The following is a 25,972-nucleotide window of genomic DNA, read 5'->3' on the forward strand; positions in this document are numbered from 1 at the left end:
TTTGAAAGTCAGCTGTGGATGGATGTGATTTTCCACCAGCGTAGTCTGGTGGCTTACCTGCCCTGGAGCCGTTTGCGATGAACCCCGCCGCTCTACTGAACCTGCTCGCCCTGGCCGTCATCTGGGGTGCCAGCTTCCTGTTCATGCGCCAACTGGTGCCGGCCATCGGGGTGATGCCGACGGCGTTCTTCCGGGTATTCCTGTCCGCCGTCGGGCTAGTGGTGATCCTGCTGGTAATGCGCACGCGCTGGGATTTCCGCGGCAAGTTCGGGCGCATCCTGCTCATCGGCGTGATCAGCTCGGGCATCCCGGTACTGATGTACAGCCTGGCAGCGCAGTTCCTGCCGGCCGGCTACTCGGCGATCTTCAACGCCACCACGCCGCTGATGGGCGTGCTGATCGGCTCGCTGTTCTTCGGCGAGGCGCTGACCGGCGCCAAGTCGCTGGGCGTGCTGCTGGGGTTGGCAGGCGTTGCAGTACTGACCCGCGCCGGCCCGGTCCCGTTCGATGCCGGGCTGCTCTGGGGGGCCGCCGCCTGCCTGGTGGCGACCACCTGCTACGGCTTCGCCGGCTTCATCACCAAGCGCTGGATCAACGACCAGGGCGGGCTGGATTTCGGCGTTTCTGCCCTTGGCAGCCAGACCGGCGCGACGCTGTGCCTGCTGCCGTTCTTCCTCGGCACCAGCCTGGACATGCCGCTGGCGCCCCTGCTGGAGCCGAAAGTCCTGCTGGCCCTGGCCGGGTTGGGTTTTCTCTGCACGTCCTTCGCCTACGTCCTGTACTTCCGCCTGCTGGCCAGCATCGGTCCGCTGAAGACCATGACGGTGACTTTCCTGATCCCGCCCTTCGGCGTGTTCTGGGGCGTGTTGCTGCTGGACGAGTCGCTGTCCTGGGCGCACCTGCAGGGTGGCGTGCTGATCGCCGCGGCGCTGTGGCTGGTGCTGCGGCCGGCGCCGGTGGCGAAGGTGGAAGCGGCGCGGTGAGGGGCTACGGATATTCCCTGATAGTTTGTGCTGGCGGGTTTCCCTCTCCCGCAGCCAGGGTTAGGGAGAGGGAGCAGGCCCACGGTGGACTACCCGTTGTCCACCGCTTGTGCGTTTCCAGCGCCCCGCGCCGGAACCGTCTTGCGAAACACCAGCATCAACCCCATCACGATCAGCCCCATGCCCAGCAGCCCGAGGGCGGACAGGCGATTGCCGAACACCGCGTAATCCATCAGCGCCGTGACGGCAGGCACCAGGTAGAACAGGCTGGTGACATTGACCAGATTGCCCGCCGCGATCATCCGGTAGAGCAGCACGGTGGCCAACACCGAGACCATCAGCCCCATCCACAGTGCACTGAGAATGAACGCAGCATTCCATTCCACGTGCAGCGGCTGGAAGGGCGCCACGGCGATGCACAGCGCCAGCCCGGCGATGTACTGCAGCGGCAGGGTGCCCAGCGGATTCTCGCGGATGTTCTTCTGCAGGATCGAGCCGCCGGTGATCGACAGTAGCGCCAGCAGGCAGCAGGCCAACCCGGCGAAGGTCAGGCCCGAGAGACCGATGCTCTGGTAGACCACCATCACCAGCCCGATCAGCCCTAGCGCGAGACCGGCAAGGCGCGGCGCTGAATGCCGGCGTTCGAGCAGGAAGCTGGTCAGCATCGGCTGCACGCCCAGCACCGTGGCGATCACGCCAGGGGTGACGTGCAGGTCCAGCGCCATCAGGTAGAAGATCGGGTAGATGCCCAGCATCACCAGGCCGGTGAGCACGGCGTGGCGAATCTGCTTGCGCTCGCGCGGCCAGCGCAGGCCGCCGATCAGCGGCGAGAGGATCAGCAGCGCCAGCAGCGCGGTGCCGAAGCGGGCGATGAGGAACACCATCGGCGAGGCATGGGCCAGGCCCCATTTGCTGATGATGGCGGCGCTGCTCCACAGCAGCACGAACAGCGAGGTACTGGCCAGGCCGGCCAGGGAAGAACGAGTGAACGAAATCATGCAATGCACCTGTCGTCAGGCAGATCACGCCCGGCCTGCGTAGGGCCGGACACATACCGGGAGCCGCGTCAGTTCAACGCGGAAATCCAGGCGATGGAAAACGTGTGAGGCGTCAGAAGCTCACGCCGGGTGGCGGGTAGGCCGCACCGGGTGGCGGAGGCGACGCGACAGCGACGACAGGAGGGGGAGGGCAGGCCGCGCCCGCACCCGCGCCGCGTGCCGGGGAGGCTGCAGCGATGATTGCCGGATTGGGCAATGGGTATCGGGACATGTATGGCGAACCTGTTCAGTGGAGGCAGCAACGGCGCTGCGTGGGCTGACTATAGCGGGCGTTGCGCGAGCACGCGAGCCCTGTGCGAGTCGCGCGGCAATCTGCGATTCCTGCGACAGAAACGACAACGCGCACAGGCTGCACGTGTGCTGGCGCTTTTCGTAGGGGCGTTCGACCCCTGCGTCTCTCATGGGAGCGGGCTCCGTCTGCGAAATCCGGCCCGGTGCAATCGGCAGAATCGACAACGCGCGGCCGGGGCCGCGCGTTGTCAGGCAAGGGTGACGCTTACTTGCCGGTCTTGATGGTGTTCCAGGTGCGGGTACGTACGCGGTCGATCTTCATCGGCATGGATTCGAGGGCGAACAGCTTGGCCATTTTGTCCTGCGGCGGGTAGATCGCCGGGTCCGCCTTGATCGCCTTGTCCACCAGCGGGTCGGCAGCCAGGTTGCCGTTGGCGTAGTGCACATAGTTGCTCACGCCGGCCATCACTTCGGGGCGCAGCAGGTAGTTCATGAAGGCGTAGGCGGCTTTTTCATCCGGCGCGTCGTTCGGCATGGCGACCATGTCGAACCACAGCGGCGAGCCTTCCTTCGGAGTGGAGTACTGGATTTCTACGCCGTTCTTGGCTTCCTTGGCGCGGGTGGCAGCCTGCAGGATGTCGCCGGAGAAGCCGACGGCTACGCAGATCTCGCCGTTGGCCAGGTCGCTGACGTACTTGGAGGAGTGGAAGTAGCGGATGTACGGACGCACCTTGAGCAGCGCTTCCTCGGCCTTCTTGTAGTCATCCAGCTTCTGGCTGTGATGCGGCAGGCCCAGGTAGTTCAGGGTGATCGGCAGCAGTTCCGGGCCGTTGTCCAGCACCGCTACGCCGCACTTGGCCAGCTTTTCCATGTACTCGGGCTTGAAGAAGATGTCCCAGGAATCGATCGGCGCGTTGTCGCCGAGGACTTCCTTGATCTTCGCCGGGTTGTAGCCGATGCCGGTGGTGCCCCACAGGTAGGGGAAGCCGTGCTCGTTGCCCGGGTCGTTCACTTCCAGCGCCTTCATCAGCACCGGGTTGAGGTTCTTCCAGTTCGGCAACTGGCTCTTGTCCAGCTTCTTCAGCGCGCCGGCCTGGATCTGCTTGGCCATGAAGTGGTTCGACGGCACCACGATGTCGTAACCGGATTTGCCGGTCATCAGCTTGCCATCGAGGGTTTCGTTGCTGTCGTAGACGTCGTAAGTCGCCTGGATGCCGGTTTCCTTGGTGAAGGTCGGCACGGTGTCCGGGGCGATGTAGTCGGACCAGTTGTAGATCTTGACGCTGTCGGCCTGGGCGGCGCCGGCGGAGACAGCGAGGGAGAGTGCAAGGGTGGAGAGCAACGGGGCGGAAATTTTCATTCTTGTGTTCCTGACAACGGTGCGGAAAGCCCGGGCCATCCGCGAAAGATGGGCGACGCTTCGTCGCGGGCTGGGCAAGAATTAACCATTTTGCCGGAACATGGCGAGAGGCCATGGCTGCCTGCGGGTCCGCAGACAGCGCATGTGGCCCGAGCCGTACCGAGCCGGCACGGCAGGCAGGAGACCGCCCCGCAGAGGGGCGGAATAGAGCTTACTGGACCAGTTCCTGGTCCTCGAACAGGCCGTCGAACAGCATGCTGGAGAGGTAGCGTTCGCCGGAGTCCGGCAGCACTACCACGATGGTCTTGCCCTGCATGGTCGGCTCTTCGGCCAGCTTCGCCGCCGCGGCCATGGCGGCGCCACTGGAGATGCCGCAGAGGATGCCTTCTTCCTGCATCAGGCGCAGGGCCATGCTCTTGGCGTCCTCGTCGGCGATGGTGGCCACGCGGTCAACCAGCGACAGGTCCAGGTTCTTCGGCACGAAGCCGGCACCGATGCCCTGGATCTTGTGCGGGCTGGGTTTGACTTCTTCGCCGGCCAGGGTCTGGCTGATTACCGGTGAGCTGACCGGTTCCACGGCCACCGAGAGGATCGGCTTGCCCCTGGTGTTCTTGATGTAGCGCGACACGCCGGTGAGGGTGCCGCCGGTGCCGACGCCGGCCACCAGCACGTCCACCGCGCCATCGGTGTCGTTCCAGATTTCCGGGCCGGTAGTCTTCTCGTGGATCGCCGGGTTGGCCGGGTTGTCGAACTGCGCCGGCATGAAGTACTTCGCCGGGTCGCTGGCGAGGATTTCCTCGGCCTTGGCGATGGCGCCCTTCATGCCCTTGGCCGGCTCGGTCAGCACCAACTCGGCGCCCAGGGCCTTGAGCACCTTGCGGCGCTCCAGGCTCATCGAGGCGGGCATGGTCAGGATCATCTTGTAGCCGCGGGCGGCGGCGACGAAGGCCAGGCCGATGCCGGTGTTGCCGGAGGTCGGCTCGACGATGGTCATGCCCGACTTCAGACGGCCGCTGGATTCGGCGTCCCAGATCATGTTGGCGCCGATACGGCACTTTACCGAGTAACCGGGGTTGCGGCCTTCGATCTTGGCCAGGATGGTGACGCCGCGCGGGGCGATGCGATTGATCTGGACCAGCGGCGTATTGCCGATGGACTGCGCGTTGTCGGCGTAGATGCGGCTCATGATGCGTTCCTTAGGTTGGAGCTGTGCAGACCCAGCAGCCTATGCCCGGCGGGCTTCGTAGTCCAGTCGGGGCGCCCGGCTCAGTCGGGCTGCGCGTCGCTGAAGATGGTCTCGATGGGCAGCTTGAAAACCCGCGCTATACGAAAGGCCAGCGGCAGGCTGGGGTCGAACTTGCCACTCTCGATGGCGATCACGCTCTGCCGCGAAACCCCCAGTTGCGTGGCGAGGTCCTGCTGGCTCCAGCCGTGCTCGGCGCGCAGTTCCTTGAGGCGATTGTGCATGGCTGCTCCTCAGCTTCTTCAGACGAAGCGGCGGCGCAGCAGTACCACGGCGACGCCGTAGGCAGCCCAGAACAGCGGGAAGGCGAGGATTACCGGGAAGCGCGGCCAGGCGGCGTACTGTTCGAGGAAGCCCCAGGCGCTGAACAGCCCGACCACCACGCCGCCGGCCAGCATCGCCGCGCGGGACAACAGGAATCGCAGGAATTCGTCCGGCTCGCTGCGCAGGTAGCGGTCGAACACGTAGAGCATCGCCAGCAGCGGCAACGCCGGAGAGGCGGCGGCCAGGACGCGCAGGGCATACGGCAGCTTCTGCAGGTCCAGCCCCCAGCTGATCAGCGCCACCAGGGCGGAGTAGATGAACATGAGGGCAGCACAGGACAGGGTGTAGCGGCGCAGGGCGGGATTCATCGCGGTCTCCTTGTGATGTAAAGTTAACTTAACATCGAGAATTCTGCGATGTAAAGTAAACTTGTCATCGGCAGGCCAATCGCGATCAGTCATCCCCTGACCCGCCATTCAATGACTGAATGCCGCGTCTGCGTTCACACTCGCCTTGGGTGCGCGGTATAGTCGCAGCTTGTCCGACCACTCGCCCGGCCCGGCAGAACGCCCGGCCCGCTATCGTTCGAGGATTCACCGATGAAGTTCGAAGGCACCCAGTCCTACGTCGCCACCGACGACCTCAAGCTGGCGGTCAACGCCGCCATCACCCTGCAGCGCCCGCTGCTGGTGAAAGGCGAGCCGGGTACCGGCAAGACCATGCTCGCCGAGCAGCTGGCGGAATCCTTCGGCGCCAAGCTGATCACCTGGCACATCAAGTCCACCACCAAGGCCCACCAGGGCCTCTACGAGTACGACGCGGTCAGCCGCCTGCGCGACTCGCAGCTGGGCGTGGACAAGGTCCACGACGTGCGCAATTACATCAAGAAGGGCAAGCTCTGGGAGGCCTTCGAGGCCGAAGAGCGCGTGATCCTGCTGATCGACGAGATCGACAAGGCCGACATCGAGTTCCCCAACGACCTGTTGCAGGAACTCGACAAGATGGAGTTCTTCGTTTACGAGACCAACGAGACCATCAAGGCCAAGCAGCGCCCGATCATCATCATCACCTCCAACAACGAGAAGGAACTGCCGGACGCCTTCCTACGCCGCTGCTTCTTCCACTACATCGCCTTCCCCGACCGCGAGACCCTGCAGAAGATCGTCGACGTGCACTACCCGAAGATCAGCGGCACGCTGGTCAGCGAGGCGCTGGACATCTTCTTCGACGTGCGCAAGGTGCCCGGCCTGAAGAAAAAGCCCTCTACCTCCGAACTGGTGGACTGGCTGAAGCTGCTGATGGCCGACAACATCGGCGAAGCCGTGCTGCGCGAACGCGACCCCACCAAGGCCATCCCGCCGCTGGCTGGCGCCCTGGTGAAGAACGAGCAGGACGTTCAATTGCTTGAGCGTCTTGCCTTCATGAGCCGCCGCGCGAGTCGCTGAGGCTCTTACTCCCTCTCCCTTCAGGGAGAGGGCCGGGGAGAGGGAAATGGCCCCGTGGCGTGCTTGCCCTCTCCCTAACCCTGCCTACGCGCCCCGCTCCGAAGGGAGAGGGACCGTTACTTGCGATTTCCGAGGGCATCTCCATGCTGCTCAACCTGTTCAACGAAATGCGCGCGGCCAAGGTGCCGGTGTCGGTGCGCGAGCTGCTCGACCTGATCGATGCGCTCAAGCACCGCGTCGTGTTCGCCGACATGGACGAGTTCTACTACCTCGCCCGCACCATCATGGTGAAGGACGAGCGCCATTTCGATAAGTTCGACCGGGCCTTCGGCGCCTACTTCAAGGGTCTGGAAAAACTCGACGACCACCTCAAGGCGCTGATCCCCGAAGAGTGGCTGCGCAAGGAATTCGAGCGCCTGCTGACCGACGAGGAGCGTGCGCAGATCCAGTCCCTGGGTGGCCTGGACAAGCTCATCGAGGAATTCAAGAAGCGCCTCGAGGAGCAGAAGGAACGCCACGCCGGCGGCAACAAGTGGATCGGTACCGGCGGCACCAGCCCGTTCGGCTCCGGTGGCTTCAACCCCGAGGGCATCCGCGTCGGCGACGCCGGCAAGCGCCAGGGCAAGGCCGCCAAGGTCTGGGACCAGCGCGAGTACAAGAACCTCGACGATCAGGTCGAGCTGGGCACGCGCAACATCAAGATCGCCCTGCGCCGCCTGCGCAAGTTCGCCCGTGAGGGTGCGGCAGAAGAGCTGGATATCGATGGCACCATCGACCACACCGCGAAGGATGCCGGCCTGCTCAACATCCAGATGCGTCCCGAACGCCGCAACACTGTGAAGCTCCTGCTGCTGCTGGATATCGGCGGCTCGATGGATGCCCACGTGAAGGTCTGCGAAGAACTGTTCTCGGCCTGCAAGACCGAGTTCAAGCACCTCGAGTACTTCTACTTCCACAACTTCATCTACGAGTCGGTGTGGAAGAACAACCTGCGTCGTTCCAGCGAGCGCACCGCCACCTTCGACCTGCTGCACAAGTACGGGCCGGACTACAAGGTGGTGTTCGTCGGCGACGCCGCCATGGCGCCCTACGAGATCACCCAGGCCGGCGGCAGCGTCGAGCACTGGAACGAGGAGGCTGGCTACGTCTGGATGCAGCGCTTCATGGAGAAGTACAAGAAGCTCATCTGGATCAACCCGTACCCGAAGGACACCTGGAACTACACCGCCTCCACCGGTCTCGTGCGCGAGTTGGTGAAGGAGCAGATGTTCCCGCTGACCCTGAGCGGTCTGGAAGAGGGCATGCGCTTCCTCTCCCGTGGTTGAGCTGAGCCGTGGTTAAGCTCCGGAACGGTGCGCCCGCACCGTTCCGATGTCCGCAAAGGTAACCCTGCCGCAAGGCTCGAAACTTCCGCATCGCGTCCGAGACCCCGTAAGATGGGGATCGATCCGGCCACGCTGGGTGGCCGGCACGCAACTTGCCTGCTCCTGACCTGCCCCCGTGCTGGTAACACTGACGGGGGCGCCGTAGCGTCTACGATGGGCATTGAATGAATCCTCTGACCTTCTCCCGCTCCACCTGGCTCAACTCCCTGCACATGACCTCGCTGACCGTCGCGCTGATGGAGTCCGAGGGGCACAGCCGCGAGTCCATCCTCGAGGGCAGCGGCATCACCGGCGACGACCTGCTCGACCTGCGTCGTCTGGTCAGCCCCTGGCAGGAACAGCAGGTCTTCGGCAATGTGCAGAATCTCGCCGGCGAGCCCGCACTCGGCCTGCGCCTGGGCGTGCGCACAAGGATCACCGCCTATGGCCTGCTCGGCTACGCACTGATCTCCGCGCCGACCCTGGGCGAGGCGCTGCGCATCGGCCTGAGCTATCCGGTATTGCTGGGCACCTACTTCCACCTCGCGCTGGAAGTGGACGGCGACATGGCCTGGCTGGTCGCCACCGGCTACGGCGAAGAGGAGGACATGCGCCCGTTCAACACCGAGCTGTGCCTGGGCTCGCTGAAGGTGGCCTGCGCCGACCTGCTGGGCCAGCCGCTGCCGCTGGTGCGCGCAGAGTTCGACTACGAAGGTCCGGTCGACCGTCGCGCGGCCTACGCCACGTTGTTTGGCTGCCAGTTGAGTTTCAACTGCTCGCGCAGCGCCATCGGTTTCCCCGCCAGTTGGCTGGACATGCGCCTGCCACTGGCGGATGCCGTGACGCACCGCGAGATGCTGGAGCAGTGCCGACGCCAGAACATCGACCTGGCGGCCCGCCGCGCCTGGCTGGACAAGGTCCGCGCGATTCTCGGCGAACGCCTGCAGGAGCCGCCGGGCCTGGAAGAACTGGCGCGCCGCCTCAACTGCTCCTCGCGCAGCCTGCGCCGCCACCTGCAGCAACAGCAGACCAGCTACCAGCAATTGCTCGACGAGTTGCGCTTCGCCCGCGCCAAGGAGCTGCTGCAGGACGGCGATATGCCGATCTACCGCATCGCCGAGGAGCTCGGCTTCAGCGAAACCGCCAGCCTGCGCCACGCCTTCCAGCGTTGGAGTGGCCAGCCGCCGAGCCATTTCCGTGCATAAAAGGCCGTGCATAAAAGGCCGCGCCTAAGCGTCGTGCGTAAAAAGCCGCGCCTGAGATCCGCGCGAAATTGTCGCAGATCAAGGTGCAGGCCGGCCCGACAGGCATAGCCTTCTGGAATCCCACAAGGAAACTCCCGAGGGCCTGACCATGGCCAAGAAATTCCCGCTCAATCCACCGCACCCCGAGCGCATCTGCTGGGGCTGCGACCGCTACTGCCCGGCCACCAACCTGGCCTGTGGCAACGGTGCGGACCGCACCATGCACCCAGCCGAGATGCTCGGTGACGACTGGTATCAATTCGGTGATTGGGGTATCGAGGCGCCGAAAACGATTTCTGCCGTGCAACTGGAGCCTTCCAGCTAGCACACACCCGCGCCGTTGCGGCGCCGGCCATGAAAAAGCGCGCATTCCCTCCCCGGAATGCGCGCTTTTTCGTCATCAGCCCTTGGCGGGCGTGATGCCGTAGATCTTCTGGAAGCGGGCGATCAGGCCGACCGGCTTCTTCTCTTCCTTCTGCATCAGGTACACCACACGCTCGCCGTTGGGGCCGCTGGCGATTTCGGTGTGGCGGAAGATCGGCTCGCCAAGGCCGTTCATGTCGACCATATCGCCGTAGCGCTGGGCCACGTAGATCACGCCTTCCTGGCGGATTTCGCCGTAGAAGCCGGCGGCCGGCGGCAGGCTCTGCTTGTAGAACTGGTAGGAGGCGATCTTCTTCGCGTCCTTGTCCTTGTCCTCGGCGCGGACGACCAGGACGACGTTCTGGCCGAACTTGTCCTTCTCGCCCACTTCCTTGGTGTAGGTGGTCTTGCCGGTCACGATGTAGTCGCGGTAGACGGCGGCGTCATCGAACAGGTACAGGGTCTCGTCGGTACGCACCAGATACCAGTCGTCGTTGTTGGGCGTGGCTTCCTTGCTGGCTACCGGAGCCTGGGCGGCGCAGCCAGCGAGGGCGGCGACGAGCAGAGCGATGGATGCAGCTTTGTTGGCTTTGTTATTGAACATCTCGGGGGCTTCCCTGGGTTTGAAAGCCTGCGAGTTTCATGGCGGCACATAACCGATTGATGACGGTGAAATGACGAATTGTTTCCGACCGGAAGCGCTGTGAATACGGGGCCGCGAGCGGTGCGAGCGGCCGCGACGGGCCGTCGCGAAGTGAGCCGCTCTAAGGCTGGGGTTTGGGCAGGGGAGCCTCGTCTGCCGAAGGTTCTGGCGCATCGTCGGTTGGCGCGGCGCGGGTGAGTGACGGGCGCTGCAGGATCAGGTTCTGCGCGACAGTGAGGTTGATGCCCGCCTCGCGCAACCCGCTGAAGATGGTGAACAGCAGGTCGCTCTTGGTGCCGTACACCGCCCGTGGGCTGCTGACGTTGCCGGAGGCGGCCAAGGTCAGGCCGGTGGCGCTGAGGTCCTTGAAGGTCACCGAGGGCGCCGGCGTCTCGACGATGTTCTCGTGCTCGGTGTAGGCCTTGAGCATCAGCTCGCGGACCTTCTGCACGTCAGTATCCAGCGGCAGGGTCAGGTTGATGCCGACCACGCCCAGGGCGCTGCCCATGGTCACGTTGCGCACGTTCTGCGAGATGAACTGGGAGTTGGGCACGATGACCGTGGACTGGTCGGACATCTGGATTTCCGTGGCACGCACGTTGATGCGGCGGATGTCGCCCTCGACGCCGCCGGTCAGGCTGACCCAGTCGCCGACCTTGACCGGGCGCTCGGTGAGCAGGATCAGGCCGGAGATGAAGTTCTGCACGATGGCCTGCAGGCCGAAACCGATACCTACCGACAGGGCGCTGACCACCCAGGTCAGGCTGGTGAGGTTGATGCGCAGCGCCGAGAGCACCAGCAGCACCAGGATGACCATGCCGATGTAGCCCACCAGGGTCACCAGCGAGGCGCGCATGCCTACGTCCATGCTGGTTTCCGGCAGCAGTTCCTCGGCCAGCCAGCGCTTGAGCAGGCGCAGGCCGAACAGCCCGGCAGCCAGGGTGCCCAGCGCCAGCAGGATGTCCTGCGGGACGATGTTCAGCCGGCCCAGGGACTGGCCGCTTTCCACCAGCCGCACCAGGCCCTGCAGCAACTCGCCGGGGCTGGTGCCGGTGGTGGAGAAGGCGATCAGTATCGTCGACAACACCAGCAGCGTGCGCCCGGCACCGGTCAGCAGGGTGGCGAACTGCGCCTGGTGGCGCGGGTCGACGCCAAGGTTCTCGGCCAGCCGCGCGCCGATCTTCTGCCTGGGTGAGAGCAGCGCTTCGCAGAGGTCGACGAACAGGGTCGTGAGCAGGTACCCCGTGGCACAGACGACGCTGGCCCAGAGCAGCTTGCCGGCGAGGAAGTAGGCCAGCGACAGGTAGCCGCTGACCAGTGCCAGGACGATCAGCAAGACGATGATCATCATCGCCAGCACAATGATTCCGGCCAGCGCCGACGTCTCGTGGCCCTCGGCCTCACGCCGCGCGCGTCGGTAACGGTACAGCGCGATGGAGAACAGCATGGCGGTAGCGATGGCAGTGATGGCGTTCACCGCAACGGTCAAAGCCAGGCTGGCGCCGCTGACGCTGTTCAGGCGCTCCTGGGTGCCGAGCACCAGCAGCAGCCAGGCCATCAGCCAGGGGAAGGGGGAGAGGGCGTCGGCCACCGGGTCGGGGAGGTCAGGCAGGCGCCAGGACGGTCTTTGTACGGCGAGCAGGGCGCGGCCCAGACCGGCGGTAAAGGTGCAGAAAATCACCAGGGTCAGCAACTGGTCGCCCAGGTTGGTCATGGTGCCATTGAGCTGTTCGTGCCAGTCCAGCCCTTCGCGGATCAGCGCGGCGGCGCCGCCCAGGGTGACGATGGTGGCAAGGCTGACCGCCACGGCAAGGGCGCTACGGCGCAGGCGGCCCACGGGAATCCAGCGGATCATCGCTTTGGTCAGCAACTGTTCGAGCAGGCGCCGGCCGGGGATCCACAGCAGCGCGCCGACGATCAGGCAGGCGATGAAGGGCCAGCGGTGTTCCGGTTGCCAGGTCAGTGCGAAGGCATCGCCGATCTGCCCGCGAATCGCTTGCAGGCGGGACAAGTCGTCGTCGGTGGGGCGGATCAGGCTGGACCAGAAGCGAGGGCTCAGCGGCGGCGGGTAGCGCGTGGCGATCTGCGAGTTGAACTGGCTGCGCCGCAGGTTGACGATCTGCGCGGCGAGGTCCTGGGCGTTCTTGTCCAGCTGATTGGCGCGTTCGAGCTGTTTCTGCAGGTCCTTCTGGGCATCCGTCAGGTCGCTGCGCTGTCTGGTCAGGCTCTCGGCCTCGTTGGGCGTGACCGGGCCGAGCACCTTGAGTTGATCCTCGGTGCGCGAGAGTGCCGTGCCGATGTCGGTGGCGTTCTGTTCCGCGCGGGCCTGCACGGCCAGCGCGGACTGCCGCAGGTTTGACAGCAGGCCATCGTCACTGTCGGCCGAGACGCGCTGGCGGATCAGTTCGAGACGGGCGCTCAGTTGATCGACGCCAGCATCCTCGGGCAGGTCCGGCAACTGGATGGAATCGCCGGCCTGGACGTCGGTCGGCTCGTCCGCCAGCACGGCGCCCGCTCCGGCCAGCGACAAGGTGAGCATCAGCAGCACGCGGCTGCAGGCATGCACGAAGGTTTCCCGCATCTTCCCCCATCCTGTGGTCAAAACGCATGTGGGTGTTCGACCGGACAATAGCCGGGACAATTCCCTGGAGCATAGCGCCGTAGTGGCTGGTGCTTGTCCGGCTGGTGCGGATAATCAACGCATGCAGATGGTTAAGGGTCAGAAATTCTGGCCACATCGATCCCCTTTTGGCCGCTTCCGCTGTTTTGTGCAGCGCGGTCGCTGGGCAGAATTCCCCCACCGGACAACAAGAATCCTTCAGAGGGTACTCCCATGCTTACCGTGTACAGCGATGATCACCGCCTGCATTTCGGCCAGTCCGAACTGGTCGACGGCAAACTCCAGCCCTGCTTCGAAATGCCCAGCCGCGCGGACACCGTGCTGGCCCGCGTGAAATCGCAGAACCTGGGCGAGATCATCGAGCCCAAGGACTTCGGCCTGGAGCCGATCCTGCGCGCGCACAACACCCGCTACGTCGAATTCCTCAAGGGCGCCTGGGCGCGCTGGTCGGCCGAAGGCCACACCGGCGACCTGGTCTCCACCACCTTCCCGGGGCGCCGCCTGCTCCGTGATGGTCCGATCCCGACTGCGCTGATGGGCGAAGTGGGACACTACAGCTTCGACACCGAGGCGCCGATCACTGCCGGCACCTGGCAGGCCGTGTACAGCTCGGCCCAGGTCGCGCTGACCGCCCAGGACCACATGCGCCAGGGTGCCAGCACCGCTTTCGCTCTGTGCCGTCCGCCGGGCCACCACGCCGGCAGCGACTTCATGGGCGGTTACTGCTTCCTGAACAACGCCGCTATCGTCAGCCAAGCCTTCCTCGACCAGGGTGCCAAGCGCGTGGCCATCCTCGATGTGGACTACCACCACGGCAACGGCACCCAGGACATCTTCTACCGCCGCAACGATGTGCTGTTCGCCTCGATCCACGGCGACCCGCTGGTGGAGTACCCGTACTTCCTCGGCCACGCCAACGAGCACGGCGAGGGCGCCGGCGAAGGCTACAACCACAACTACCCGCTGCCGCACGGCACCGGCTGGGATGGCTGGTTCGCCGCGCTGGACGATGCGTGCCGCAAGATCGCCGACTACGCGCCGGACGCGGTGGTTGTATCGCTGGGCGTGGATACGTATAAGGACGACCCGATTTCCGAGTTCAAGCTGGACAGCCCGGACTACCTGAAGATGGGCGAGCGCATCGCCGCACTGGGTATCCCGACCCTGTTCATCATGGAAGGGGGCTACGCGGTCGAGGCCATCGGCGTCAACGCGGTGAACGTGCTGCAGGGCTACGAAGGCGCTGCACGCTAAGTAGAGAAGATCGGGCGGATGAATTTCCGCCCGATTGCTTTTTATGGCTCGCGACCCGTCGTTTGTAATGGTCAGAGTGCGAGCGCATCCAACTGGGGAAGGACATGAACAAGAATACCGCGCTGCGCGGCCTGCTCGCCGCCGCCGCCCTCGTCACCGCCGGTGCCGCCAGCGCCGCGCCGGAAGTGCGCATCTACAACTGGTTCGACTACATCGGCCCGGACACCCTCAAGGGCTTCCAGAGCGAGACCGGCATCAAGCCGCAATACGACGTCTACGACAGCAACGAAGTACTGGAAGCCAAGCTGCTGTCCGGTCACTCGGGCTATGACGTGGTCGTGCCCAGCGACAGCTTCCTGCCCAACTACCTCAAGGCTGGCGTGTTCCAGCCGTTGGACAAGAGCAAGCTGCCGAACTGGAAGAATCTCAATCCCGCCCTGCTGAAGGTGCTGGAGAGCAAGGACCCGGGCAACCAGTACGTGATGCCCTACATGTGGGGCACCAACGGCATCGCCTACAACGTCGACAAGGTCAAGGCCGTGCTCGGCGACAACGCGCCGGTGGACTCCTGGGACCTGGTGTTCAAGCCGGAGAACCTGGGCAAGCTGAAATCCTGCGGCGTGGCCTTCCTCGATTCGCCCACCGAAGTCATCCCGCAGGTCCTGCATTACCTGGGCCTGTCGCCGAACAGCCACAACCCGGACGACTACAAGAAGGCCGAGGCGCTGCTGGCGCAACTGCGCCCGCACATTACCTACTTCAGCTCTTCGAAGTTCGTCACCGACCTCGCCAACGGTGATGTCTGCGTGGCCCTGGCCTGGTCCGGCGGCGCGATGCAGGCGGCCAACCGTGCCAAGGAAGCCAATAACGGCATCCACATCGAGTACCGCATTCCCAAGGAAGGCGCCGCAGCATGGTTCGACGTGCTGGCGATTCCGAAGGACTCGAAGAACGTCGAGCAGGCCCACGCCTTCCTCAACTACCTGCTGCGCCCGGAAGTGGTCGCGCCGATCTCCGACTATGTCGCCTACGCCAACCCCAACCAGGCGGCGGACGGACTGATCTCCAAGGAGCTGCACGACAACCCCAACGTTTACCCGCCGGCGGACGTGCAGGCCAAGCTGTTCTCGGTGGAGATGCTGCCGCCCAAGCTGGAGCGTATCCGCACCCGCACCTGGACCCAGGTGAAATCCGGCAAATAATGTCGCCCACGGCGCTCTGAACAGCGGATTTCCGTTGGCGGCCGGGCGCCGCGAACTGGCATGATCGGCGGACCTTCTTCGAGGAGGTCCGCCGATTCTCATTGGGCTTCCCGATAATCCTCACTTGCTGAGCCTTGAGTGCTGAGCTTTGCTGCCGAGCCTTGCCATGACCTGCCGGACTGCTGCACACGCCTTCTCAGGGAGGCGTTCATGAATTCCCCAGCCAATATCGTCGAACGCAAGGGCGCCGATGCCTTCGCCATCCAGGTCATGACCGGCCTGTGCATCATCTGGGGCATCCAGGCGGTGATGGTGAAACTGGCTGCTCACGACATCGCGCCGATCATGCAGGCCTTCGGGCGCAATCTGGTGGCGGCGGTGGTAGTTGGGCTGCTGATGTGCTGGCGCGGCGGCTGGGAAGGCTTCCTGCGCCATGGCACCGTCAAGGGCGGGCTGCTGGCCGGCGTGCTGTTCGCCGCCGAGTTCTTCTTCATCGCCCAGGGGCTGGTCTATACGTCGGCCTCGCACATGGCGGTGTTCATCTATACGGCACCGATCTTCTCGGCGCTGGCGCTGCACTTCCTGCTGCCCAGCGAGCGCCTGCGGCCGTTGCAGTGGCTGGGGATCGGTGTGTGCTTCGCGGGTATCGCGATGTGTTTCGGTGGCGGGTTCGACCTGGCGAACATGGATGGCCGCATGCTGCTGGGCGACGCCTTCGGTGTGCTGGCCGGCTTCGCCTGGGGCATGACCACGGTAGCAGTGCGCACCACGCGGCTGTCCGAGGCCAAACCGATCCTCACGCTGTTCTACCAGTTGCTGATCGCTGCCCTGCTGCTGCCTTTCGCCGCGCTGGCGCTGGGCAAGACCCAGGATGTGAGCTTCACCCCGATTGGCGTGGGCAGTGTGCTGTTCCAGGGCCTGGTGGTGTCGTTCTTCAGCTACTTCACCTGGTTCTGGCTGCTGCGCCGCTATCTCGCGTCGAACCTGGCGGTGTTCTCGTTCATGACGCCGATGTTCGGCATCGCCTTCGGTGTGCTCATCCTCGGCGAGCCGCTGACCCTGAACTTCGTCGCGGGTGCCGCGCTGGTGCTGGCGGGGATTACCCTGGTGAGCAGCGAGCAGTGGATTCGCCGGATGCTTTCGCGCTGAGGGGGAACTGTCGCGCTCTTGATTCAGGTCAGGCGTCGCGGCGGGGTAAGACGATAGTCTTTGTTTCAAGGAGTGAGTGGCACGGGCGGAGAGTGGGACGCCGGGCTATTCTTCCTAGGGCGGCCCATGGTGGTAACGGGCCGCCCGACCCGAATTCGCACGAGGAGGTATCCATGAAAGTCTGGCTGCAAAGCATTGCGTGGAAACTCGGTGTCACGCTCGGCCTGATCGAGCCTCCACGTCTGCAACCCATCCCCGTCCGCAGCGACGAGCAACGTCGCCTGATGGAGCAGCGTCGGCGCTACTGATCGCGCCCGCTACCGCAAAAGGAAAACCCGCCAGCTGGCGGGTTTTTTCTTGTCCGTCATTCGTGGGCCTTGAACCAGTCGTCGATCATCCCTTTCAGCCTTTCCCCGGAGAAACTCGGGAAGTGCCCGCCATGCACGGTGCGCACCGGCAGCTCGCGCAGGCGCGAAAGGCTGGCGGCGTAGTCGTCGAGATTGGAGTGGTAGGCGTCCTCGATCAGTGGGCCGTCGTAGATGATGTCGCCGGAGAACAGCGTCTGCGTCTTCTCTTCCCACAGGCTGATGCCGCCCGGCGAGTGACCGGGAGTGTGCAGGACCTGCAGGGTGCGGTCGCCCAGGTCGAGCACGTCGCCTTCGTCGATGGTGCGGGTGGCCGGCGCGGCTTTCACCCGGTATTCGGCGTAGCACAGCGGGCAGTCCGGGTGCGCGTCGAACATCTCGTCGTCGACGAAGGCGGTGGCCAGGGTGCGCTCGCCGTCGGGGCTGGCGAGGATGTCGGCTTCGGCCGGGTGCACCAGGCGTTCGTCGAACTCGTGGTGGCCGGCGATATGATCGAAATGGGTATGGCTGGCCACGGCCAGCAGCGGGCGGTCGGTGAGCCAGGGCAGCTGTTCGCGCAGGCTGACCAGGCCTGAGCCGCTGTCCACCAGCACGTCGCGGTCGCGACCCTGGATATGCCACATGTTGCAGCGGTAGAAGGGGCGGACGTAGGGCTCGTGGATCAGGCTGACGCCGTCGTAGCAGTGACGGACCTCGAACCAGCGGTCGCGGGTGACGATCTTCATGAGTCGGGTTCCGGGCGTTTTGTGTGGGAGCGAGGGGGACGCCTAGTCATTGCTCGCGAACAAACCCCGCCACGTAGCCAGGTTCGCGAGCAAGCTCGCTCCTGCAAGGAGACTTCACCCTAACCTCTCCCAGGGGGAGAAGGAACCGTTCGGAGCCTTGGGGGATTGGAGCGACGTCGCCGGTAGCTGCGCCGCCGCTCGGCTCTGGCGGATTCCCGCTCCTCCTGGGAGAGGGCAGGGCGGAGATGAAATGGCTCGAACGTAGGATGGGTGGAGCGGAGCGATACCCATGCCGATGGGTATCGCAGGCTCCACCTATCCTACGAAAGCGTTACGGTGCGAAAGGCGCCGCTTCCATCACTTCCACGATCAGCGGGCGATCGCTCGGGGCGTTGCGCAGCAGTTCCTGCAGGTGCGCGTGGTCGCGGGCGCGCTCGGCGGCGCAACCAAAGCCCTTGGCGATGGCGAGGAAGTCCGGGGTGTAGATGTCCACGCCCAGCGGGGTGATGTCGCGGCGTTCCATGTAGCGCTTGATCTCGCCGTAGCCGTGGTTGTTCCACAGCAGGACGATGATGCCCACCTTGGCTTCCACGGCGCTGGCCAGCTCGGTCATGGTGAACTGCAGGCCGCCGTCGCCCATCAGGCTGATTACCGGGCGGCCCGGTTCGCCGAGCTTGGCGCCGATGGCGGCCGGTAGGCCGTAGCCCAGGGTGCCGTAGCCGGTGGAGGCGTTGAACCAGCGGCGGCCGCCGTCCAGTTCCACCAGGTGGTTGCCGCTGTAGACAGTCTGCGTCGAGTCGCCGACGAAGCGCGCGTCGGGCAGTACTTCGAGGATCTTGCCGAACAGCTCGCGGTAGTGCGCCCAGCCGCTGAAGTCCTCGGCCAGTTGTGCGCGTACCTTGGCTGCGCGCTGGGCGCCGGGGCTGTTGGCGTCGGCCTGGCGGGCCGGCAGCAGTTCGAGCAGGGCGCGCATGGCGGTGCGGGCGTCGCTGTGGATGGCGATGCTCGGCGCGTAGTTGCGCATCAGCTGCTGCGGGTCGATGTCGATGCGGATCAGCTCGCCGTCGATCTTGAAGTTGCCGTCGAACACCACGTCGTAGTCTGTTTCGCCCAGCTCGGTGCCGATGGCCAGGACCACGTCGGCTTCCAGCGCGAGTTCGCGTACCGGAATCAGCGACTGGTTGCTGCCGATCAGCAGCGGGTGTTCCGGTTGCAGCAGGCCCTTGGCGTTGATGGTCTGCGCGGTCGGGGCGTCAAGGGCGATGGCTAGCGCGCGGGCTTCGGCCTGGGCTTCGACGCAGCCGCCGCCGAGCAGCAGCAGCGGGTTCTTCGCCTTGGCCAGCTTGGCGGCGGCCTCGTGCAGCGGCGAGCGCGCCGGGGCAGGGCGGGCCAGTTGGACGCGCGGGCGCACCTGCATGTGGTCGGCCGGGGCGGTGATGATGTCCAGCGGCAGCTCGATGTGCACCGGGCGTGGGCGTTCGCTGTCGAACACGGCGAAGGCGCGGGCCAGAACGGCGGGGAGTTCCTCGACGCTCATCAGCGTGTGGCTGAAGGCGCTGACGCCGGCGACCATGGCGCGCTGGTTCGGCAGTTCGTGCAGGTAGCCGTTGCCGTGGGCCAGGCGCGAGCGTTCGTTGACGCTGCTGATCACCAGCATGGGGATGGAGTCGGCATACGCCTGGCCCATGGCGGTGAGGATGTTGGTCATGCCCGGGCCGGTGATGATGAAGCACACGCCCGGCTTGCCGGTGACGCGCGCGTAGCCGTCGGACATGAAGCCGGCGCCCTGTTCGTGGCGCGGGGTGATGTGGCGGATGCCACTGTGCGGCAGGCCGCGGTAAAGCTCGACGGTGTGCACGCCGGGGATGCCGAAGACGGTATCGACGCCCCAGGCTTCGAGTTGCTTGACGAGGAATTCGCCGCAGGTGGTCATGGCAGTTCCTTGGAGTTCGTGGGTGAGGTGGTCGTTGATCATGCAAAAGGGCGCGGAGATCAGCTCGCCGCGCCCTTTTGCCTAGCGCAATGTCTTGTCAGGCCGCGTCGGCGACAGCTGCCGGGCGGGGCGACAGCAGGCTGACGACGATGAAGCTGACCAGGCCGATGGCCAGGCTGTAGTAGATCGGGGTGTTGGCGTCGAAGCCATCCTTGAGCATGAACACCAGCGCGGTGATGAAGCCCAGGGCCATGCTGGTGATCGCGCCGGCAGTGGTGGCGCGCTTCCAGTAGATGGCACCGATCAGCGGAATCAGCATACCGCCCACCAGCAGGTTGTACGCCAGGGTCAGGGCGCTGATCACGTCGTTCACTACCAGGGCGATACCCAGAACCACCACACCGGTGAGCAGGGTGCAGATGCGGTTCAGGCTCAGGCGGGTGGAGCGCTGGCCGGTGAAGATCGGCAGCAGGTCTTCGGTGATGGTGGTGGAGGCGGCGAGCAGGCCGGCGCTGGCGGTGGACATCATCGCGGCCAGTGCAGCGGCGATCACCAGGCCACGGATGCCGTCCGGCAGGGCGGACTGGACGATGGCGGCGAAGGCGTTGTTGACGTTGTCCAGGTCGGGCAGCAGCACCTTGGCGCACATGCCGATCAGTGCGCCGACCAGGCCGTAGATCACGCAGTACACGCCTGCGGCGGTGCCGGCGTACTTGGTGACCTTCTCGTCGCGGGCGGTGAACACGCGCTGCCAGATGTCCTGGCCGATCAGGATGCCGAAGAAGTAGATCAGGAAGTAGGTGATGATCGTGTCGTAGCCGATGGTGTGGAAGCTGAAGGCGGTGCTCGGCAGCTTGGCTACCAGCTCGTCCCAGCCACCGACACGATGCAGGCAGATCGGCAGCAGGATGAACATCAGGCCGACGGTCTTGATGATGAACTGCACGATGTCGGTCAGGGTCAGCGACCACATGCCGCCGATGGTGGAGTAGATCACCACGACGCCGCCGCCCAGCAGCACGGACACCCAGAACGGCAGGCCGAACAGGACCTGCATCACGGTGCCGATGGCCAGGGTGGAAACCACGCCGATCATCAGTGCATAGGCGAACATGATCACCGCCGAAGCCTGGCGGGCCATGGGGTTGTAGCGACGCTCCAGGACCTGGGTAACGGTGAAGATGCGCAGCTTGAGCAGCGGCTTGGCCAGGAACAGGTTCAGCGCGATGATGCCGGCGCCCAGTGCGGCGCACAGCCAGAAGCCGGAGATGCCGTGGACGTAGCCCAGGCGTACGGTGCCGACGGTAGAGGCGCCGCCCAGGACGGTGGCGGCCATGGTGCCCATGTAGAACGCCGGGCCGAGGTTGCGGCCGGCCACGAGGTAGTCTTCGTGGGTCTTGGCGCGGCGCATGCCGTACCAGCCCAGCCACAACATGCCAGCGGCATATATCAGTACGACGATCAGATCTAACGCCATGGTCGGCTCCTCACACTTGCATTGTCATTGTTGCCGCGCGCTTGTGGCGTGCGGTAGGGCATCGGACCGGCGGCAACCGGCCCGATGGGACTTTCGGGTAATGGACTTCGCGTCAGGCCGCGAAGCCTGGATCAGGCTGCCGGCTCGCTGATGCTGCGTACCGGGCGGTCATGGCTGCCAACCCAGCGCGGGCCTTTCGGTCCATACACGCCAGCGGGTTCCGGGAAAGTGCGCAGCAGGGCGATATAAAGCAGCGCGGCGACACCGAGGGTGACCGGCAGGCTGATGTCGATACCGCCGGCCAGGTTGCCCAGCGGACCGACGAACTGGCCCGGCAGGTTGACGAAGCACAGGCCCAGGGCCGCGCTCGGGATCCAGGCACCCATGCCGCGCCAGTTCCAGCCGTTGTGGAACCAGTAGGCGCCGCCTTCCTGGCCACGGGTGAACACCTGCAGGTCATCGGCGTGGTAGAAGCCACGGCGGATGATCAGGCCGAGGATCATGATGATCATCCACGGGCTGGTGCAGGTGATGATCAGCACGGCGAAGGTGGACACGCTCTGCACCAGGTTCGCAGCGAAGCGACCGATGAAGATGAAGGCGATGGACAGCAGACCGATCAGCAGGGTCGCCTGTACGCGGTTGAGCAGGCGCGGGAACACGCTGGACATGTCCAGGCCGGTGCCGTACAGCGACGTGGTGCCGGTGGACATGCCGCCGATTACCGCGATCAGGCACACCGGCAGGAAGAACCAGCTCGGCGAAACGGCCAGCAGGCCGCCGACGTAGTTGTTCTGCGCGATGTAGTCCGGAGCGTTGACGGCAACGATGGTGGCGGTGGCCAGGCCGAACAGGAACGGGATCAGGGTGGCCAGCTGGGCGCAGATCACGGCCAGCATGATGCGCTTCTGCGAGGTCTGGCGCGGGATGTAGCGCGCCCAGTCACCGAGGAAGGCGCCGAAGGACACCGGGTTGCTCATCGCCAGCAGGGCGGCGCCGATGAAGGCGGCCCAGAAACCTTCGCTGCCCATCTGCACGGTGCCGGCGTAGCCAGCGTCGAACGGGCCTGAGAAGGCGAACAGGCCGAGCAGGAACAGCAGGCTCGCGGCCCATACGGCGATCTTGTTGACCATCAGCATGAAGCGGAAGCCGTAGATGCAGACGATCAGCACCAGCACGGCGAACAGGCCGTAGGCCAGGCCCAGGGTCAGGTCGGTTTCCGGCAGGTCGAACAGGCGCTTGGCACCGCCGATCAGCGCATCGCCCGAGCTCCACACGGAGAGGGAGAAGAACGCGACCGCAGTGAGCAGCGACAGGAACGAACCGACGATCCGCCCGTGTACGCCGAAGTGGGCGCCCGAGGAGACCGCGTTGTTGGTGCCGTTGAGCGGGCCGAACAGGCCCATCGGCGCGAGGATGAGCGAACCGACCAGCACGCCGAGCACGATGGCCCAGACGCCGGCCTGGAACGACAGGCCGAACAGTACCGGGAAGCTGCCCAGCACGGCGGTGGCGAAGGTGTTGGCGCCACCGAAGATCATGCGGAACAGGTCGGTGGGCGTGGCGTTGCGTTCGTGATCCGGGATCTGTTCGACCCCGAATGTCTCGATCGTTGTGATTGCGTGTGCGTTGTTCTTGTTATCCATGACTTCCTCCCGGGGAGCCCTGTCTTTATGGCGTCGGAGACGGTGACAGGTGCTCGTGTGTGGCCAGCCAGCGGCCCTGTTTCGGATCACGGCGGAAGACGATGGTCTCCCGTTCGTGGTTCAGGCTTTCCTCTCCCTGGATGCGCAGCCGCGTGGCGACGTCGTGGCAGAACACGGCCACGTCTTCGCTTTGCAGGCTCACAAAGGTGTTGCTCGAAAGGCAGTCAAGGACCTCGAAACCATCGTCACGCAGCCAGCCTTCCCACACGTCGCGATAAGCCGCGCGCGACAGCAGCGGCACCGGCCAGGTGTGGAAGATGAAGGAGGCGTCTTCGCTGAAGGCGGCGAAGTAGGCTTCGGTGTCGGTGCGCGCGAAGGCTGCCACGAGATCTCGGGCAGCCTCCAGCACCTGTGCTACGCAGGCGTCGTTATTCATGTGTGTGCTCGTGCGCTCAGCGGCGCTCTACGCCCGGGAGGATGCAGAGCATTTCGTAGAGCAGGTTGGCGCCGAGCAACGAGGTGTTGCCGGTGGTGTCGTACGGCGGGGAGACTTCCACCAGGTCGCAGCCGATGATGTCCAGACCCTGGCAGCCACGGACGATCTCGATCGCCTGGATGGTGGTCAGGCCGCCGATTTCCGGGGTGCCGGTACCGGGCGCCCAGGCCGGGTCGATGCCGTCGATGTCGAAGGACAGGTAAACCGGGCCGCCGCCGACTTTCTCGCGGACTTCGGCCATCAGCGGTTCCAGCGACTTGTGCCAGCACTCTTCGGCCTGCACCACGCGGAAGCCCTGCTTGCGGCTCCAGTTGAAGTCTTCGGCGGTGTAGCCCTGCGCACGCAGGCCGATCTGCACCACGCGGTCGCAGTCCAGCAGGCCTTCTTCCACCGCGCGGCGGAAGGTGGTGCCGTGGGCGATCTTCTCGCCGAACATGTGGTCGTTCACATCGGCATGGGCGTCGATGTGGACCAGGCCGACCTTGCCGTGCTTCTTGTGGATGGCACGCAGGATCGGCAGGGTGATGGTGTGGTCGCCGCCCAGGGTTAGCGGGAGGATGCCGTGGTCGAGGATCTTGTCGTACGCCTCTTCGATGATGCGTACGGCTTCCATCAGGTTGAAGGTGTTGATCGCCACGTCACCGATGTCGGCGATGTTCAGCGAGTCGAACGGCGCAGCGCCAGTGGCCATGTTGTACGGACGGATCATCACCGACTCGGCGCGGATTTCGCGCGGCCCGAAACGAGTGCCGGAGCGCAGGGAGGTGCCGATGTCCAGGGGCACGCCGACGAAGGCGGCATCGAGCTGGTTGAGCTCTTCGGGGGACTGGATATGCGGCAGGCGCATCATGGTGGCAATGCCGCCGAAACGCGGCATTTCGTTACCGCCCAGGGGCTGGTGAAGTTTCTTGTCCATGGGTAGGGCCTCAGGCTGATCGCTGTCTTCGTGGAAACAGGCTTGTTGATACTGAGGCCGGATTCTCTCCACGCCGGGTAGTGGAAAAAATCGCTGGCTACAAATAATCACTTCAGAGTTTTCTAAACTAATAACGGTCGCTAGACTGCGCCACCTTGCCGCAGCAGACGGCTCGCCGGGCTTGTGGCCTGCGGTTCCTGAATAGATAGGTGGCTTGCTATCATCCATTTTTCAGGTATAGAAACTACTGAACTAGAGCGGCCCGGCCGCGGTTTTGCGGAGTCTTCATGAGCGCGAGCGCATTGCCCGACGTCAAACTGTTGCGGATTTTCGCCTGCGTGGTGCGTAGCCAGGGCTTCGCCGCCGCCCAGCAGGAGCTGAACCTGTCGACTTCGGCGATCAGTACCTACATGAGCCAACTGGAAAACCAGTTGGGCATCGTGCTCTGCCACCGCGGCCGTGGCGGCTTCGGCCTGACCAGCAAGGGCGAGCTGTTCCACCAGGAAACCCTGCGCATCCTCGGCGAACTGGAAGGCTTCGAGCGCTACGCGGCGACCTTGAAAGGGGAACTGCGCGGTACGCTGAACCTCGGCGTGCTGGACTCCACCGTGAGCGATCCGGCATTGCCGCTGGCGGATGTGATCGGCTCCTTCAGCAGCCTGCACCCTGCCGTGCACCTGCACTTGCAGGTGCAGAGCCCCTACGAACTGCAACTGGCGGTGCTGGACAATCGCCTGGACCTGGCCATCGGCTCCTTCTTCAGCCGGATGAACGGCCTGGTCTACCAGCCTCTTTATAGAGAGCAGCACTGGCTGTACTGCAGCGACCGCCACCCGCTGTTCGACGGGCGGCGCATTCCCGCCGAGCTGATCACCCAGCAGCGCATGGTCGGCCGTGGCTACTGGAGCCAGGCGGAACTGGCGCGACACGGCTTCAAGCACAGCGCCGGCACCGTGGAAAGTATGGAAGCGCAGCTGATCCTGATCCTCTCCGGCGGCTACATCGGCTACCTGCCCGAGCACTACGCGCATCCGTGGGTGGAGCAGGGCCGCCTGCGCGCGCTGCTGCCAGCGACCTTTGGCTATCAGGCGCCGTTCTCGCTGATCCTGCGCCGCGGCCGTTCCCGCGAGCCGCTGATCCAGAACTTCCGCGACCTGCTGCGCACCCAGCCGAGCCAGTCATGAGCCGCGCCCGTTGCCCGCGCTGCGAGCGCCCGCTGGATCATTGCCTGTGTGCGCTGATTCCCCGTGTGGATAACCGCACACGCGTCCTGTTGTTGCAGCATCCGAGCGAGGTCGGCCATGCGCTGAATACCGCGCGACTGGCAGCTCTTGGGTTGATCAATGCCGAATTGATGGTCGGTGAGGATTTCAGCGGCCTGGACCTGTCCGCCTGGGATGCCTGGTTGTTGTTTCCCGGCGAGTCCGCCCTGGTGCTGGGCGAACTGGCTGCTCGGCCTGTGGACAAACCGCGCCTGCTGGTCGTCCCCGATGGCACCTGGCGCAAGGCACGCAAGCTGCTGCACCTCAATCCGAACCTCGCCGCGTTGCCGCGCGTTGTGCTGCCGGAAGGTCTCACCTCGCGCTACCGCCTGCGCAAGGCGCCGGCCGAAGGGGCTCTGTCCACCATCGAAGCCGTGGTGCATGCCCTCGATGCGCTGGACGCACCGCAATCCCACGCTGACCTGCTGCGTCCGTTCGATGCGCTGATCGAAGGGCAGATTGCCGCCATGGGGGAGGAGACCTTCCGGCGCAACCACGGGCCGCGCTGCTGATCCGCTCCTACGAGATACCTCTGCGCTTGGGCCATCCCTCACCCTAGCCCTCTCCCTGAGGGAGAGGGTTGGGGTGAGGGGGAAGACGCAGAGACGGGCTATCCAGAGAAGACAGTTGCTCCTACAGGAGCAGGAGCGCGGGGACGCGCGTATACTGCGCCCCTCATTCCCCTTCGTGAGGTGTTCGTCCGATGCGCCATTGATGCCGCCGTGGTTT

General features: G+C 64.9%; 24 protein-coding genes. 11 read left to right on the top strand and 13 right to left on the bottom strand.

The features are described from left to right. The first annotated feature begins 77 nt into the window (after window positions 1–77). Window positions 78–983, top strand: a complete 906-nt coding sequence (locus A6723_RS06445; RefSeq protein WP_054908184.1) for a DMT family transporter — start codon at window positions 78–80, stop codon at window positions 981–983. An 89-nt stretch (window positions 984–1,072) separates the two neighbouring features. Here A6723_RS06445 and A6723_RS06450 read toward each other — a convergent pair whose 3' ends face one another. The 5 genes from A6723_RS06450 to A6723_RS06470 all read right to left on the bottom strand — a co-directional run bounded on the left by A6723_RS06450 (window position 1,073) and on the right by A6723_RS06470 (window position 5,507). Beyond that, entirely contained in the window at window positions 1,073–1,981 is a 909-nt protein-coding gene (locus A6723_RS06450; protein ID WP_054908185.1) for a DMT family transporter, read from the bottom strand. A gap of 556 nt (window positions 1,982–2,537) precedes the next feature. Next, on the bottom strand, window positions 2,538–3,632 hold the full coding sequence (locus A6723_RS06455; RefSeq protein ID WP_024765275.1) for a polyamine ABC transporter substrate-binding protein: 1,095 nt from the start codon (window positions 3,630–3,632) through the stop codon (window positions 2,538–2,540). Window positions 3,633–3,843: 211 nt separating this feature from the next. Beyond that, complete coding sequence (gene cysK, locus A6723_RS06460) at window positions 3,844–4,818, bottom strand: cysteine synthase A (RefSeq protein WP_054908186.1); 975 nt, start codon at window positions 4,816–4,818, stop codon at window positions 3,844–3,846. Window positions 4,819–4,898: 80 nt separating this feature from the next. Continuing rightward, window positions 4,899–5,099 (bottom strand): helix-turn-helix transcriptional regulator, encoded by a 201-nt coding sequence (locus A6723_RS06465; RefSeq protein WP_054908187.1) that lies wholly within the window; start codon window positions 5,097–5,099, stop codon window positions 4,899–4,901. 18 nt (window positions 5,100–5,117) lie between these two features. Next, window positions 5,118–5,507 carry a hypothetical protein gene (locus A6723_RS06470; protein WP_054908188.1) on the bottom strand — a complete coding sequence of 130 codons (390 nt, stop codon included), beginning with the start codon at window positions 5,505–5,507 and terminating at the stop codon, window positions 5,118–5,120. 231 nt (window positions 5,508–5,738) lie between these two features. On the opposite strand from A6723_RS06470, the gene A6723_RS06475 reads away from it, so the two are divergent. The 4 genes from A6723_RS06475 (at window position 5,739) to A6723_RS06490 (ending at window position 9,517) form a co-directional block, all read left to right on the top strand. Further along, entirely contained in the window at window positions 5,739–6,584 is an 846-nt protein-coding gene (locus A6723_RS06475; protein ID WP_015476360.1) for a MoxR family ATPase, read from the top strand. Between the two features lie 143 nt (window positions 6,585–6,727). Then, window positions 6,728–7,909 carry a VWA domain-containing protein gene (locus A6723_RS06480; protein WP_015476361.1) on the top strand — a complete coding sequence of 394 codons (1,182 nt, stop codon included), beginning with the start codon at window positions 6,728–6,730 and terminating at the stop codon, window positions 7,907–7,909. 224 nt (window positions 7,910–8,133) lie between these two features. Further along, window positions 8,134–9,153, top strand: coding sequence for an AraC family transcriptional regulator (locus A6723_RS06485; protein ID WP_054908189.1), 1,020 nt, complete (start codon window positions 8,134–8,136; stop codon window positions 9,151–9,153). 148 nt (window positions 9,154–9,301) lie between these two features. Beyond that, complete coding sequence (locus A6723_RS06490; RefSeq protein ID WP_024765270.1) at window positions 9,302–9,517, top strand: DUF3079 domain-containing protein; 216 nt, start codon at window positions 9,302–9,304, stop codon at window positions 9,515–9,517. 75 nt (window positions 9,518–9,592) lie between these two features. Here A6723_RS06490 and A6723_RS06495 read toward each other — a convergent pair whose 3' ends face one another. Next, the gene (locus tag A6723_RS06495; RefSeq protein ID WP_054908190.1) at window positions 9,593–10,159 is read right to left on the bottom strand and encodes a hypothetical protein; all 567 of its coding nucleotides are present in this window, start codon (window positions 10,157–10,159) and stop codon (window positions 9,593–9,595) included. Window positions 10,160–10,319: 160 nt separating this feature from the next. After that, window positions 10,320–12,779 (bottom strand): DUF3772 domain-containing protein, encoded by a 2,460-nt coding sequence (locus A6723_RS06500; RefSeq protein WP_054908191.1) that lies wholly within the window; start codon window positions 12,777–12,779, stop codon window positions 10,320–10,322. A gap of 252 nt (window positions 12,780–13,031) precedes the next feature. Here A6723_RS06500 and A6723_RS06505 point away from each other — a divergent pair, with 252 nt between their 5' ends. The 4 genes from A6723_RS06505 to A6723_RS32345 all read left to right on the top strand — a co-directional run bounded on the left by A6723_RS06505 (window position 13,032) and on the right by A6723_RS32345 (window position 16,731). Next, complete coding sequence (locus tag A6723_RS06505) at window positions 13,032–14,072, top strand: histone deacetylase family protein (RefSeq protein ID WP_054908192.1); 1,041 nt, start codon at window positions 13,032–13,034, stop codon at window positions 14,070–14,072. A 104-nt stretch (window positions 14,073–14,176) separates the two neighbouring features. After that, complete coding sequence (locus A6723_RS06510) at window positions 14,177–15,274, top strand: extracellular solute-binding protein (RefSeq protein ID WP_054908193.1); 1,098 nt, start codon at window positions 14,177–14,179, stop codon at window positions 15,272–15,274. A gap of 210 nt (window positions 15,275–15,484) precedes the next feature. Continuing rightward, complete coding sequence (locus A6723_RS06515) at window positions 15,485–16,423, top strand: DMT family transporter (protein ID WP_054908194.1); 939 nt, start codon at window positions 15,485–15,487, stop codon at window positions 16,421–16,423. A gap of 173 nt (window positions 16,424–16,596) precedes the next feature. Next, entirely contained in the window at window positions 16,597–16,731 is a 135-nt protein-coding gene (locus A6723_RS32345; protein ID WP_255302825.1) for a PA1414 family protein, read from the top strand. 56 nt (window positions 16,732–16,787) lie between these two features. Here A6723_RS32345 and A6723_RS06520 read toward each other — a convergent pair whose 3' ends face one another. From A6723_RS06520 to speB, 6 genes are all read right to left on the bottom strand, one after another. Next, window positions 16,788–17,513, bottom strand: coding sequence for an MBL fold metallo-hydrolase (locus tag A6723_RS06520; RefSeq protein ID WP_054908195.1), 726 nt, complete (start codon window positions 17,511–17,513; stop codon window positions 16,788–16,790). 331 nt (window positions 17,514–17,844) lie between these two features. Then, a complete protein-coding gene (locus tag A6723_RS06525; RefSeq protein WP_054908196.1) occupies window positions 17,845–19,446 on the bottom strand; it encodes a 5-guanidino-2-oxopentanoate decarboxylase in 1,602 nt (533 codons plus the stop codon). A 97-nt stretch (window positions 19,447–19,543) separates the two neighbouring features. Beyond that, entirely contained in the window at window positions 19,544–20,923 is a 1,380-nt protein-coding gene (locus tag A6723_RS06530) for a sodium:solute symporter (protein WP_054908197.1), read from the bottom strand. A gap of 131 nt (window positions 20,924–21,054) precedes the next feature. Continuing rightward, window positions 21,055–22,569: a cytosine permease gene (locus tag A6723_RS06535; protein WP_054908198.1), complete on the bottom strand. Its 1,515-nt coding sequence runs from the start codon at window positions 22,567–22,569 to the stop codon at window positions 21,055–21,057. Between the two features lie 25 nt (window positions 22,570–22,594). Further along, complete coding sequence (locus A6723_RS06540; protein ID WP_054908199.1) at window positions 22,595–23,005, bottom strand: nuclear transport factor 2 family protein; 411 nt, start codon at window positions 23,003–23,005, stop codon at window positions 22,595–22,597. A 16-nt stretch (window positions 23,006–23,021) separates the two neighbouring features. Next, window positions 23,022–23,981: an agmatinase gene (gene speB, locus A6723_RS06545; protein WP_045212323.1), complete on the bottom strand. Its 960-nt coding sequence runs from the start codon at window positions 23,979–23,981 to the stop codon at window positions 23,022–23,024. Between the two features lie 287 nt (window positions 23,982–24,268). Here speB and A6723_RS06550 point away from each other — a divergent pair, with 287 nt between their 5' ends. Continuing rightward, window positions 24,269–25,165: a LysR family transcriptional regulator gene (locus A6723_RS06550; protein WP_024765259.1), complete on the top strand. Its 897-nt coding sequence runs from the start codon at window positions 24,269–24,271 to the stop codon at window positions 25,163–25,165. Then, the gene (locus A6723_RS06555; RefSeq protein ID WP_054908200.1) at window positions 25,162–25,755 is read left to right on the top strand and encodes a tRNA-uridine aminocarboxypropyltransferase; all 594 of its coding nucleotides are present in this window, start codon (window positions 25,162–25,164) and stop codon (window positions 25,753–25,755) included. The genes A6723_RS06550 and A6723_RS06555 overlap by 4 nt, the downstream gene beginning before the upstream one ends. Window positions 25,756–25,972: the final 217 nt, after the last annotated feature.

Source organism: Pseudomonas sp. AU11447, from assembly GCF_001672555.2.
Lineage (GTDB): Bacteria > Pseudomonadota > Gammaproteobacteria > Pseudomonadales > Pseudomonadaceae > Pseudomonas > Pseudomonas nitroreducens.

Coding starts and splice junctions, on each gene's coding strand:
- A6723_RS06490 (WP_024765270.1), top strand. CDS start 9,302: ATGGCCAAGAAATTCCCGCTCAATCCACCGCACCCCGAGCGCATCTGC.
- cysK (WP_054908186.1), bottom strand. CDS start 4,818: ATGAGCCGCATCTACGCCGACAACGCGCAGTCCATCGGCAATACGCCG.
- A6723_RS32345 (WP_255302825.1), top strand. CDS start 16,597: ATGAAAGTCTGGCTGCAAAGCATTGCGTGGAAACTCGGTGTCACGCTC.
- A6723_RS06550 (WP_024765259.1), top strand. CDS start 24,269: ATGAGCGCGAGCGCATTGCCCGACGTCAAACTGTTGCGGATTTTCGCC.
- A6723_RS06535 (WP_054908198.1), bottom strand. CDS start 22,569: ATGGATAACAAGAACAACGCACACGCAATCACAACGATCGAGACATTC.
- A6723_RS06450 (WP_054908185.1), bottom strand. CDS start 1,981: ATGATTTCGTTCACTCGTTCTTCCCTGGCCGGCCTGGCCAGTACCTCG.
- A6723_RS06505 (WP_054908192.1), top strand. CDS start 13,032: ATGCTTACCGTGTACAGCGATGATCACCGCCTGCATTTCGGCCAGTCC.
- speB (WP_045212323.1), bottom strand. CDS start 23,981: ATGGACAAGAAACTTCACCAGCCCCTGGGCGGTAACGAAATGCCGCGT.
- A6723_RS06515 (WP_054908194.1), top strand. CDS start 15,485: ATGAATTCCCCAGCCAATATCGTCGAACGCAAGGGCGCCGATGCCTTC.
- A6723_RS06480 (WP_015476361.1), top strand. CDS start 6,728: ATGCTGCTCAACCTGTTCAACGAAATGCGCGCGGCCAAGGTGCCGGTG.
- A6723_RS06525 (WP_054908196.1), bottom strand. CDS start 19,446: ATGACCACCTGCGGCGAATTCCTCGTCAAGCAACTCGAAGCCTGGGGC.
- A6723_RS06485 (WP_054908189.1), top strand. CDS start 8,134: ATGAATCCTCTGACCTTCTCCCGCTCCACCTGGCTCAACTCCCTGCAC.
- A6723_RS06465 (WP_054908187.1), bottom strand. CDS start 5,099: ATGCACAATCGCCTCAAGGAACTGCGCGCCGAGCACGGCTGGAGCCAG.
- A6723_RS06455 (WP_024765275.1), bottom strand. CDS start 3,632: ATGAAAATTTCCGCCCCGTTGCTCTCCACCCTTGCACTCTCCCTCGCT.
- A6723_RS06500 (WP_054908191.1), bottom strand. CDS start 12,779: ATGCGGGAAACCTTCGTGCATGCCTGCAGCCGCGTGCTGCTGATGCTC.
- A6723_RS06540 (WP_054908199.1), bottom strand. CDS start 23,005: ATGAATAACGACGCCTGCGTAGCACAGGTGCTGGAGGCTGCCCGAGAT.
- A6723_RS06470 (WP_054908188.1), bottom strand. CDS start 5,507: ATGAATCCCGCCCTGCGCCGCTACACCCTGTCCTGTGCTGCCCTCATG.
- A6723_RS06520 (WP_054908195.1), bottom strand. CDS start 17,513: ATGAAGATCGTCACCCGCGACCGCTGGTTCGAGGTCCGTCACTGCTAC.
- A6723_RS06510 (WP_054908193.1), top strand. CDS start 14,177: ATGAACAAGAATACCGCGCTGCGCGGCCTGCTCGCCGCCGCCGCCCTC.
- A6723_RS06530 (WP_054908197.1), bottom strand. CDS start 20,923: ATGGCGTTAGATCTGATCGTCGTACTGATATATGCCGCTGGCATGTTG.
- A6723_RS06475 (WP_015476360.1), top strand. CDS start 5,739: ATGAAGTTCGAAGGCACCCAGTCCTACGTCGCCACCGACGACCTCAAG.
- A6723_RS06555 (WP_054908200.1), top strand. CDS start 25,162: ATGAGCCGCGCCCGTTGCCCGCGCTGCGAGCGCCCGCTGGATCATTGC.
- A6723_RS06445 (WP_054908184.1), top strand. CDS start 78: ATGAACCCCGCCGCTCTACTGAACCTGCTCGCCCTGGCCGTCATCTGG.
- A6723_RS06495 (WP_054908190.1), bottom strand. CDS start 10,159: ATGTTCAATAACAAAGCCAACAAAGCTGCATCCATCGCTCTGCTCGTC.